Below are 11620 nucleotides of genomic sequence, written 5' to 3'. Positions count from 1 at the left end.
TCGCTCGATTTATGCAATTAATATGGTCAGTTTAGCTGGTTTTTCCATCATAAATTGCAACGTAAGATGGCCCGCATCACTTACAAGGAGAAACCCATGTCCATCCGCAAATTGCTTTTCCCTGCCTTGCTGGCCGGCGCCGTGGCCCACGGGAGCGCTGGCGCTGCCGCGCTCACACTCGATGTCGTCAACCCTGGCGAAGCAGCGATCTTCCCGGTGGCCTCGGTGCTGGTGGCAGGCAAGCGCGACGCCATTCTGGTCGACGCCCAATTTTCGCGCGCCGAAGCGCAGAAACTGGCCGAGCGCATTCGCGCCAGCGGCAAACGCCTGACCACGATTTACATCAGCCACGGCGACCCGGATTTTTACTTCGGCCTGGACGTGCTGCAGCAAGCCTTCCCTGATGCGAAGATCGTGGCCACCGCGCAGACGGTGGAAGCGATGCACAAGAAGGCGGACGCCAAGGCCGCCTACTGGGGGCCAATCCTGAAGGAAAACGCGCCGCAAAAAATCGTCTATCCTGAAGCGCTCAAGGGCAATCGGCTGACGCTGGAAGGCAAGGCCCTGATCGTCAGCGGGCCGACACCGGAGCGTACCTATCTGTGGATTCCGTCGATCAAGGCGGTGGTCGGTGGCGTGGTGCTATTCAACGGCTTGCATGTGTGGATGGCCGACTCGCAAACGGCGCAGTCGCGCCAGGACTGGCTCGCCACACTGGATGGCATTGCAGCGCTGCACCCAAACACCGTGGTGCCAGGCCACTTCGCGCCCGGCGCCGCCATGACCCCAGCCAGCATTGCCTATACCCGCGCATACGTCACGCGCTTTAGCGACGCTGCGGACAAGGCGGCCAACTCGGGCGAACTGGTGACCACCATGCAAAAGCTGTATCCCACTGCCGGCCTGCAGTCCGGCTTGCAGACCAGCGCCAAGGTGGCCAAAGGCGAGATCAAGTGGTAAGTATTTAGGCCTTCCCTGCGCGGCAGCCTGCCCGTCCGGTGTATGCTGCGCTCATGTGGCCCCGACCTTACGCGCTGTTGCCGGTTCTGCTGCTGTCCGCAGGGGCAGCTGGCGCACGCGCGCCCGACCCGCTGATTGGTCTGATCAATGCATTCCGGGCGGCGCCTGCCAGCTGTGAAGGCCGTCCGGCGCCGGTGCAGCCGCCGCTGTCAGCACCTGCCGCCCTGTCGCAGGTACGGGTCGGGCGTGGCATCTTGCTGGACGTGGCGCTCGAGCGCGCCGGTTACCGCGCGCGCGAAGCCGAGGCGATCTCCGTTTCCGGTACAGAGGATGCCGCCGTTGTGATGGGCATGATTGAACAGCGCTACTGCACGGTGCTGCGCAGTGCGCGCTTTTCCGCCGTGGGTGTGGTGCGTTCCGGGAGCGACTGGCTGATCGTACTGGCCCAGCCGGCGCCGCCGCCAGCGTCGACGCTGTTACCGTCGCAGGACGAGGCCGGGCATCTTATTTTGGCAGCGGTTAACCGGGCCCGCGCCGTCGAGCGCAAATGCGGCGCGCGCTCGTTCCCCGCGGCCGGCCCCCTGGTCTGGAATGGCGCACTGGCCGAGGCAGCACTGGTGCACAGCACCGATATGGCAGCCCTGCGTTACCTCAATCACACCGGCAAGGATGGCCGTACTGCGGCCGAGCGGGCCATCGCTGCCGGCTACCGCTGGCGCACCGTCGCTGAAAACATCGCCGCAGGCCAGGACACGCCCGAGGAAGTCGTGCAAGGCTGGCTTGACAGCCCCGGTCACTGCGCCAACATCATGCGCGACGACCTGACCGAGATGGGCGCCGGCTACGCCGTCAATCAGGCGCGGGTGCCGGCACGCATCTACTGGACCCAGGTGTTCGCAACGCCACGCTGATCAGGCGCGCCTGCGGCGCCACGCCAGCAGCAGTCCCAGCGACCCGGCCAGCAAAGGCAGGCTGCCCGGCTCCGGTACCGCGTTGGGCAGAATGAACTGGAAGTCGTCCGCCACCCAGTGGCCGGCCTGGGTGCCCAGCTCGCGCCGGTCGATACGATAGCCGGTGATGCCGCTCAAGCTGGCAAACACGCTGGTATCGACAAACGAGAGCGGTTCCGGCTGGCCCGGATGGGACTCGGGCAAATCAAAAACCACCGCCCCCAGTTCCTGCTCGCCGCCCATGGCAACGATGGTGATCTGATCGGCACCGCCTTCGGTAAAGCCATAATACTGATTGCGCCCAAACCAGGCGCCTGTGAGGATCTGGCTGGTGATGATGGACAGGCCGGAACGGCCCGACTGATTGGTGACGAAGTAGCCGCCCGAGTGCGGGATCCCGAACAGTGGGCCCGACGCCGACACCCGGTACGCATCGCCGACCACCGTGAAATCGGCATCCCAGCTCACGCCCTGGTAGAGCAGGCTGTTGTCCGGATTGGTGTATTGCAGGCCGGTGGCGGAATCGGCAGCGGGCGGCGCGATCAAGTCGTCAAAGCTGGCAATCACGGCAGCCTGGGATGCGGCGGCGGTAAACACGCTGGCAGCGCAGGCCAGTTTCAGGGTCGTCATCAGGGTCATCGCACACTCCTTTGGTGGAAGGGGCAGTCGCCGATCAGTGATGCATCGTCCTCGCGCAAGCGAGGACGATGTGGGTGAACGCTCACTTAGCTGAGACCACACCATATGGAAAGCCAGTGTAGCGTATTGACAATGTTATCTCGACAATAGAATGCCGAGTGCGCCCCGGCGCCGCACTTTTGTTGTAAATACGTCGCAGGGAGATAAGTCGAAAAACGAGGCACAAACCCATACATCGCCCTCGCGGAGGCGCGGCCTATGCCACATGAACGAATTCGGATAGGTGGCATGGGCCCCCGCCTCCGCGAGGGCGATGTGCTTATTGCGCCAGCAGATAGGTCTTGAGGAAGTCGATCGAGGTGAAGAACTGGTAATCGGCGTTGGCCTTTTTGGCAAAGCCATGACCCTCGTCATTGGCCGTCATGTACCAGACCGGGGTGCCGCCCTTGCGCACGGTGGCGACAATCTGGTCCGCCTCCTGGTACGGCACGCGCGGGTCGTTCTTGCCCTGGATGACGAACAGCGGCTTCTTGATGCGCGCCGCATTGTTGGCCGGCGCGATCGATTCGAGGAAGGCGCGCATGGCCGGATCGCGTTCGTCGCCGTATTCAACCCGGCGCAGGTCGCGCCGGTAGCTCTCGGTCTTTTCCAGGAAGGTGACGAAATTCGACACGCCCACCACATCGATGGCGGCGGCGATCCGCTCCGGATACATGGTCGACACGGCCAGCGACATGTAGCCGCCATAGCTGCCGCCCGACACCGCTACCCGGGCCGGGTCCAGGTCGGGCTGGGTGGCAATCCAGTCAAGCAAGGCGCCGATATCGCGCACCGAGTGTTCGCGCAAACGGCCGTTGTCCAGCTTGAGGAAGGATTTGCCGTAGCCGCTGGAGCCACGCACGTTCGGGTAAATGACCGTCACGCCCATTACGTCGGTGTAGTAATTGCTGCGGCCCTGGAAGCCTGGCTGGAACTGCCCTTCGGGACCGCCATGAATATTGATCAGGACCGGACGCTTGCCGGGGAATTTGGCGGCCGGCGCGCGGTACACAAAGCCAGAGATGCTGCGCCCGTCGAACGACTTCCAGCGCTCCAGCGTGGGCTCCACAAAGGCGGCCGCGTTGACCGCCATTTTTTCGTGCGTGGTCCAGCGCGTGACGGCATTGGTCTTGATGTCGACGCTGTAGACTTCAGATGGACTGGTGCTCGACGCCAGCGACAGCGCCAGGTGACGGCTGTCGTGATGCCACTCCATGCCGCCGATGGTACCGAGCGGCAGCTTCGGCACCGGCAGCATCTTGTGGTCGCGCGTGCGCATCAGGCGCAGCACGCTCATGCCGTCCTGGTTCACCACCATGGCCAGCAGCTTGCCGTCGGCCGACAAATCAAAATCCTCGATATCCCATTCGATCTCGCCAGTGAGCGTGGTGTGCTTCATCGATTTCAGGTCGATGTAGGTCAGACGCTGGAACTCGGCCCCGCGGTCGGTGACCGCATACAGGCCCTTGCCGTCATGGCTGAACTGGGCACCTGAATAAGCGACATTCTCCTCGCCTTCTTTGGCAGTGATACGGCGCGACTTGCCGCTGTCGAGATCCATCAGCCACACATAGCTTTCGTTGGCCGACACGTATTCGGTGTAGACCAGCTGCTTGTCGTCCGGCGAAAAACGAAAACCAGACCAGCCGCCGCCGGGCAGTGAAGCCAGCTTGCGCGCTGCTTCCGGATGCTTCGGGTCGACCAGGCTGACGGTCGACATGATCTGGTCGTTTGAGCCCTGGCGGTTGACCGGCACCGTCACGTACACCATGCGTCCGCTCTTTTCCGACAGGGACATGCCCTGCACGCGCTGACCGTCCGGCGTGATGGGAACCGCATCGGCGCTGCCCGCGTCGCGCCGGTAGCTGCGGAATACTTCGTTGCCACCCGCATCTTTGTTGAACACGTAGTACTTGCCCAGGCGTGGCTGATAGCGCGCGGCGCGCACCGGCTCCGGGTAATCGGTCAATAGCGTCAGTGGCGCACCTGGCTTGGCGAGCTGGAACAGCTGCGGGGTATTGTTGTGGCGCCGGACCAGAATCATCTCCAGCTTCTTCGGGTGCCAGGCTGCAAACGCGGTCGGCTTGAAGTCGTTATAACGGGCGATATCGGCAGCCACGCTGGCGGACACTGGCGGCACGTTTTCCAGCACCATGGCAGCGGGCGCGGGCAGCACCGGTTCCTGGGCGAAGGCGCTGGCGCAGGACAGCGCAGCCAGGACCGACAGGGCAAGCGGACTTGCGTGCAAACGGAAGAACATCGTGGAACCCTTTCAGATGAAGGCAAAAACAGAGCATCACAATACGCCCCTTTTCAGCCATTTGCCATCCGTTTATGGGCGTGCTGCCAGGGGGCCGCGCCATTCAACGCGATTGCGGCCAGCGTGCTTGGCGCGGTAAAGCTGGTTGTCCACCGCGTCCAGCAGTTCGGCTGCCGATTCGCCCGCCTCCAGTTCCAGCGTGGCGCCGCCCACGCTCACCGTCAGAAAAGGCCCTGCCACCGAGGCGTCGTGCGCGATGGTCAGCTGTTCGATCGCCAGGCGCAAGCCGGTGACCAGTTGCTGCGCCTGTTCGCTGAAGGTGTCGGGCATCAGCAGCACCAGTTCCTCGCCGCCGTAGCGCGCGGCCAGGTCGACCGGGCGCCGCATGAAAGATGATGCGGTGCGCGCCACCGAGCGCAGTACGCGGTCGCCCGCCGGATGGCCGTAACGGTCGTTGTACTGCTTGAAGCAATCGATGTCGAGCAGGGCCAGCGACAGCGGCCGGCGTGCATCGCGCGCGCGCTGCCATTCGTTGGCGTACACCTCGTCGAAGCGGCGCCGGTTGGCCAGTTCGGTCAGGCCGTCAATGTGCGCCAGGCGTTCGAGCATGCGGCGCTGGCGCACCACTTGCAAGTGCAGCGCCACGCGCGCCGTGACGACAGTGGCATTGAATGGTTTGGCGATATAGTCGGCCGCCCCCAGGTTCAGGCCATTGGCTTCGTCTTCAGGCCGGTCCAGACCGGAAATGAAAATGACGGCGATGTGTTCCGTCTGCGGATCAGCGCGCAGGCGCCGCAGCACTTCGTAGCCATCCATGTCAGGCATCATCACGTCGAGCAGAATCAGATCCGGCAAGTGACGCACGGCCCGCTCCAGGGTCTGCTCGCCGTTTTTGGCCAGCAAAACCGAGTATTCGGGTTTCAGAAGTTCGCCCAGTACCTGACGATTGATGGCGTCATCATCTGCCACCAGTACTTTCTGTGTTGCGCCTACGTTCATGCCTTCTCCGCCAGTTCAATTTCGAGCGTGCGCGCCAATACCGACAGCGCCACGAGAGCGACACTGTATTCGATATCGTCGACCGCGCGGCGAATTTGTGCAAGCTGATCGTCATGGCCGCGCGAACGCAATGCCGTCTGCAGTTCGTGCAGGGTGTCGTCAGCCTGGGCGTCGTCGGCCATCAGCAAGGTGCCCAGACGGCGCATCAGGCGTGCCACGTCGGCGGCGGCCAGCCCCGGCGCGCTTTTGTGCGCCGCTGGCGCCAGGCTCGGCGCAGCCATCAAAGGCGGCGCCGATTCGACCGCATCGAGGCCATCAAGCAGCTCATCGAGCGCGCTCACGAGCGTCGGGCCCATTTCCAGCGCCGCTGCGGTATCGCCCGCGCGCAGTGCCATTTCAATGTCGCCCGCCAGCGCAGCCAGTCCGTTTGCACCGACGTAGACCGCGCTTGACTTCAAATTGTGCGCCAGGCCTTGCAGTGGTTCGAAGTTGCCGCTGGCAAGCGCCTCGCGCACGATTTGCGGCGAACGGCGGTATTCCCCAACAAAGCCGCGCAAACGCCGGTACAGGCGTTCGCGCTTGAAATCGACGCTGGCCAGGGCCAACTCCCATTCCACGCCAGCCACTGGGGCCAGTTCTTCAATGCTGATCGACAGCGCGGACGCCGGCGCGCTTGCCGCTGGCTGGGCAGCGGGCGGCGCACTGACCGGCGCGGGCGGCGGCGCAGGTGGCACCACGATGGCGGGCGCAGACATGGCCGGCAGCGCCAGCCGCTCCGGCGCAATCCACTTGAGCAGGGCCTTGAACAGCGCTTCCGGATCAATCGGCTTGGTCACATGGTCGTTCATGCCAGCGGCCAGGCTCAGTTCACGGTCGCCGGCCATGGCATGCGCCGTCATCGCCACGATCGGCAAGCGGTCACGGTTGCCCAATGCGCGGATCTGGCGTGTGGCGGTAAAGCCGTCAATGCCCGGCATGGCGATATCCATCAGTACCAGGTCATAGTCGTTATCGCGCACTTTGTGCACCGCTTCGCCGCCATGCACGGCGATGTCGACCACGACCTTGGCCGCGGCCAGGAAGTCGATCGCCACCTCGCGGTTGTTGGCATTGTCCTCAACCAGCAGAATACGGGCGCCCTCCAGCCGCGCCAGATCGCCTTCGCGCAAACCAGTGCGGCTGTCCTGGCCGGCCTCGCTGGCCGCTTCCGGACGCAGCACCTGCAGCAGGCTGTGGTACAGCAGCGATGGTCCCACCGGCTTGGACAAGAAGCCTTCCGGCTGCACCTGGTCGTCCTTGCGCACCACTTCCTCGCGCGCATAGGCACTCACCATCAAGATCGCGGGCGGGGCCGCAAAGCGGCGGTCGGCCCGAATCCGGCGAATCGTTTCTATCCCGTCCCAGCCGGGCATCATGAAGTCCATCAGCACCACGTGGTACGGCTCGCCGGCGGCCACGGCTGCGGCCAGCATCTCGAGCGCGCGCGGGCCGCTGTCGGCCGCCTCGGCGGCAATGCCGAACGAGGCCAGCATGTCGACCAGGGCCGAAGCGGCGCTGGCGCTGTCGTCCACCACCATCACCCGCACCTGGTGCAGCAGCGCCATGGGCGGCGCCGCCGGCGCCAGCATGCCATCGGCCACGCCGAGGCGCACGGTAAAGCTGAAGCGACTGCCCACGCCCGGCGTGCTGGTGACCTTGATGCGGCCTCCCATCAGCTCCACCAGCTGGCGCGAGATCGACAAACCGAGGCCAGTGCCGCCGTATTTGCGCGAAATGGAGTTGTCAGCCTGGCTGAAGGACTGGAACAGGCCGGCCAGTTGCTCTTCATTCATGCCAATGCCGGTGTCGCTCACGGAAAAGCGCAGGATCATGGCTTCACCGGTGCGCTCGACCAGATCGATGGCCACCACCACCTCGCCCTTGTCGGTGAACTTGACGGCATTGCCGGTCAGGTTGATCAGCACTTGTCCCAGGCGCAGCGGGTCACCGGCCAGCTTGCCCGGCACCGCGCGGTCAACCCGGAATACCAGTTCCACCTGCTTGCTGTCGGTCTTGACCGACGTGACACTGGAGAGATGGTCCAGCACGTCGGCCAGGTCGAACACGACCGTCTCCAGCGTCATCTTGCCCGCTTCGATTTTGGAGAAGTCGAGGATGTCGTTGATCAGTCCCAGCAAATGTTCGCCCGCGCCCTGGATCTTGGTCAGGTAATTGCGCTGCTTTTCGCTCGGATCGGTCATCAGGGCCAGGCGGCTCATGCCGATGATGGCGTTCATCGGGGTGCGGATTTCGTGGCTCATGTTGGCCAGGAAGTCCGACTTCATGCGCGTGGCTGCCTCGGCGCGCAGCATCGCACTTTGCATCGCCTTGCTGCGCATGCCCAGAATGCGCATGAAAATGAGCATGTCCACCGTATTGCCAAACTGGAGAGCGTGCATGGTCCAGAAGCCTGCTGCCACCCGTCCTGCAATGACCTGCGCCAGAATCAGCGACGACAGGAAGCTGATGGCCCAGCCCACCAGGAAGTAGATGCCGACCGCGTCGCCGCGGCGGGCACGGGTAAAAGCGCCCGGCAAGCCAAGCAGCATGGGCATCAGGCCCAGGGTGCTGACAATGGTCACCAGCACTTGCACCGAAATGAGATCGGCCGCGAACAGGACGGCGGTCAGCACGGTCAGGCCGGCGCCGATGTGCATCAGGCGGCTGAAGATGCGGTCAAAGCCGGGCCGGGCCAGCGCCTGTTCGACGAACAGATAAGCGCCGCACGAAGCCATCAGGGCAAACAGGCCGCCCGAGTGCTGGGTCATCCAGGCGCTTGCGCCCCACAGGTATTGCGAGCCGATGCCGAAAAATTCGACCGAAAACATCAGCGTGCCCGCCACCAGCAGCGCGTATTTGCCAAACAGGGGTTCGCGCAGATTGAGCCACTGGGCCAGGCTGTAAAGGAGCAGGCAAAGCGACAGGCCGATCAGCATGCCTTGCAGGATTTGTTCGTTGAGCGCCGTCTCATGGAAGGCGGCTGGCTTGGACAGGCGGATCGGCAGGATCTTCGACCCGATATTTTCGATCCGCAGCAGCAGTTCGTAATTCTGGCCAGGGGCCAGATTCAGCGCCACTGCCGGCGCCCGTCCGCCCAGTGCCGTTTTGCTGGCCGGGACCAGGTTGCCCATCACCGCCAGTCGGGTCGACTGGCCATTCTGGCTCAAATACACGTCAACCCGGTTGAGCACCGCGTAATCGATATCGAGCACCCACTGGCCATCGCCGCCGGCGGCCACCGCAACGGGAATGCGCAGCCACACCACTTCGCGGTGCACGCCGAGGGTGGCGTAGGCCGAGGTGGGCGTATTGAATGGACGGGCCAGCACGTCCTCGACGGTGCGTGCGCCGCTGCCGTCGAACTGCACCCGCAGCACCGGCCAGGCTTCCACCTGCGCCGTGCTGTCGCGCAGCAGCAGCGCTGGTGCTGCATCGGCAACGCCAGCGGCAGCGTGGGCCGGCCCGCCGCAACACAGCGCCAGCAAGGCGCACAGGCAGGCCAGCAGCGCTCTCATTGACGGGCCTCGGTCGAACCGGCCTGCGGGCCGCGCCCGGTCAGACGCTGTTCCAGTTTGTTGATCCATTTGGGCGCGTGCGGGTCAACGTGCCAGCTGCCGGTCATGCTGTTGACCTGGCCAAGCAGGGCTGGCGGCAGCTTCAGGGGCCGGGTCTGGTCCATCAGCACGCGCACGGTAAACTGGTAACCCACCACACGGGTGATCATGCGGCACATCGAAAAACCAGGAAACACCAGGCGGCCCAGGGCGTCAATGCCGCGCGTGATCATCATCACGACCCAGAACAGCATGCGCGAATACCAGGGTACGCGGTGGTCGATGCCAATGTCCTTGGCCGTGGTCTTGCCGCACAGGTAGCGCGTAAGCAGCACCGGGAACGGCTTGATGGCATGCAGAGGAATCACGTTTTCCATGGTCTTCATCAGCGCCTGGCCCAGGGCCGGACGCACATCGTGCACCAGCGGCTGGTCGGCCCGGCCGCGCGCCTGCAGGCGGGCGAACAGCGCCTCGCCCTCTTCCATGGTTTCAGCCATCAGCGTCGTTTCCATGCCCAGCACATGGCCCATCACGTTCCAGGCATGCAGATAGGCCAGTTCATCTTCGTGCGGCAAGCCCAGGCCCAGCTTGCGCATACTGCGCAAGAATACATAGCCAAAGGTCAGCAGGGTGTAGGCCAGTTCGTCCTGGCTGCACGGCACGCCGTCGCGGGCCAGGTCCCAGCCGTGCGAAAACAGGGCGCGGTGCATATTGGTGATGCCGCCCTGCTCCAGCGCTGGCACCTGGTCGGCGCGGGTGGCGTCGCTTGGATTGCCGCGCAAGATCAGGTTGCGGATCATGGCGTGGATCAGGCGCACCTTGAGCACCTGCGGCAAGCCGCCGCCTTCGGGCCGGGTCAGGCCGCCGATCATCATGACCGGGAAAATCATGGCCGCAGTGGAGCGGATGCGGTGGTCGGTGTGGGCTTCGAGCTGGCCGGCCACGTGCAGCACGGCAGCCAGGTCGGGAATCACATAGCATTCCGGCAGGCTGGAACAGAACAGCAGCGTGCACGAGAGCATGCCGTAATCCATGAACAGCTTTTCGGCGCGTTCGATGCGGACCGGGTCGGCCCAGGCAGGCAGACCGATGCCGGCCCGCACATACGCCTTCAATTCTCGCGTGAGGGCGTCGTCATTCGGACTGTCGGTTTTCCATGCATCGAGGCCGCCGTTCGACTGCCATTGCGCCATCTGGGCATTGATGAAGTCGAGCACGGCCCAGTTTTCATTGTTGCCGCGTGCGGCCTGCTGCAGATTGGTCCAGGGTCCGAGCAAAGCCGCGATGGTATTGTCGGCCAGCGGGTCGGCCCGCATGCGCATGTCTTCCAGCTGGACTTCCAGATCCTGCCCCGGCAACGCACTCATGCGGTCCCTCGCGCCTTCTGCTCATGGTTCCAGCGCCAGCAGCCGATGGCCGCGCACAGCAGCGGAATGCCCATGGCGAACAGGGCGATCGTGCGCGTTTCGACCGGGTTACCAAAGCACATCTGAAATACCATGCTGCCGCCGTACACCAGCAGCGGCACCAGCAGGTGCCAGTGCGCCATATTGGGGGCCGGCTTGAGCGGTACCTTTTTGAGCGTCAGGCGGAAGCCGAACACCACCACGAAGGTGACAAAGGCCCAGCCGAAGAAGCCCTGCAGCGTTTCGCCGAACCACCAGCCGTCCTTCATTTCCATGATCCAGGCCTTGAGCGTGAACACCATGTACGGGTCGGCGCCCAGGTCGTAGGCCACCACGATCATGGCCGCCAGCAGCGACATCACCAGCGACTGGCCCAGCGGGGCATCACCGTCGGTGGGTGCCTGCCACACAATCAGGTTGCCGATCACGTAGGCCACGTAGCACAGGGCAAACCACATCAGCGGAATCACCAGCGGCACGTCGCCCAGGACCGGTCCCAGCACGTCGGTGTAATCATAGCTGCCGAAGAACCAGCCGTAGGATGAGCCCAGTTGCTCGGCCACCCAGCCGCAGGTGACGCCAATGATCACGAAATGCAGGGCCGGGCGTGCGCCCAGCATATGGATGGCGCTGGCCCAGCAGCAGGCAAACATCACGACCGAGCTGGCCACCAGCATCAGCGTGGTTTGCGACTGGCCGCGCAGCGCCGTCAGGATCAAAAACACCGCCAGCAAGGCAAACGTCAGGTAAGGCAAGCGCTTCATCAATGCATTC

General features: G+C 64.0%; 8 protein-coding genes. 2 read left to right on the top strand and 6 right to left on the bottom strand.

Annotation, left to right across the window (positions count from 1 at the left end):
- Positions 1-96 precede the first annotated feature (96 nt).
- Together BUC24_RS25690 and BUC24_RS25685 are read left to right on the top strand one after the other, a co-directional pair.
- Positions 97-960, top strand: a complete 864-nt coding sequence (locus tag BUC24_RS25690; RefSeq protein WP_073223585.1) for an MBL fold metallo-hydrolase — start codon at positions 97-99, stop codon at positions 958-960.
- Positions 961-1013: 53 nt separating this feature from the next.
- Positions 1014-1871 carry a CAP domain-containing protein gene (locus BUC24_RS25685; RefSeq protein WP_073223485.1) on the top strand — a complete coding sequence of 286 codons (858 nt, stop codon included), beginning with the start codon at positions 1014-1016 and terminating at the stop codon, positions 1869-1871.
- On the opposite strand, the gene BUC24_RS25680 is transcribed toward BUC24_RS25685, so the two are convergent.
- The 6 genes from BUC24_RS25680 to BUC24_RS25655 form a co-directional block, all read right to left on the bottom strand.
- Positions 1872-2549: a PEP-CTERM sorting domain-containing protein gene (locus tag BUC24_RS25680; RefSeq protein WP_073223483.1), complete on the bottom strand. Its 678-nt coding sequence runs from the start codon at positions 2547-2549 to the stop codon at positions 1872-1874.
- A gap of 319 nt (positions 2550-2868) precedes the next feature.
- Positions 2869-4848 carry a S9 family peptidase gene (locus tag BUC24_RS25675; RefSeq protein ID WP_083599167.1) on the bottom strand — a complete coding sequence of 660 codons (1980 nt, stop codon included), beginning with the start codon at positions 4846-4848 and terminating at the stop codon, positions 2869-2871.
- Positions 4849-4920: 72 nt separating this feature from the next.
- Complete coding sequence (locus BUC24_RS25670; protein ID WP_073223481.1) at positions 4921-5847, bottom strand: diguanylate cyclase domain-containing protein; 927 nt, start codon at positions 5845-5847, stop codon at positions 4921-4923.
- Positions 5844-9401 carry a hybrid sensor histidine kinase/response regulator gene (locus BUC24_RS25665; RefSeq protein WP_073223479.1) on the bottom strand — a complete coding sequence of 1186 codons (3558 nt, stop codon included), beginning with the start codon at positions 9399-9401 and terminating at the stop codon, positions 5844-5846. The genes BUC24_RS25670 and BUC24_RS25665 overlap by 4 nt, the downstream gene beginning before the upstream one ends.
- On the bottom strand, positions 9398-10807 hold the full coding sequence (locus BUC24_RS25660) for an oxygenase MpaB family protein (protein WP_073223477.1): 1410 nt from the start codon (positions 10805-10807) through the stop codon (positions 9398-9400). Before BUC24_RS25660 ends, BUC24_RS25665 begins: the two co-directional genes overlap by 4 nt.
- On the bottom strand, positions 10804-11610 hold the full coding sequence (locus tag BUC24_RS25655; protein ID WP_229448848.1) for a carotenoid biosynthesis protein: 807 nt from the start codon (positions 11608-11610) through the stop codon (positions 10804-10806). Before BUC24_RS25655 ends, BUC24_RS25660 begins: the two co-directional genes overlap by 4 nt.
- Between the last annotated feature and the right edge of the window lie 10 nt (positions 11611-11620).

Origin of the sequence: Massilia sp. CF038 (assembly GCF_900129765.1) — a bacterium.
In the GTDB taxonomy this organism is placed as follows: domain Bacteria; phylum Pseudomonadota; class Gammaproteobacteria; order Burkholderiales; family Burkholderiaceae_D; genus Telluria_A.
The sequence above is the reverse complement of the archived record's forward strand: the minus strand, read 5'-3'. Positions and strand labels throughout refer to the sequence as shown.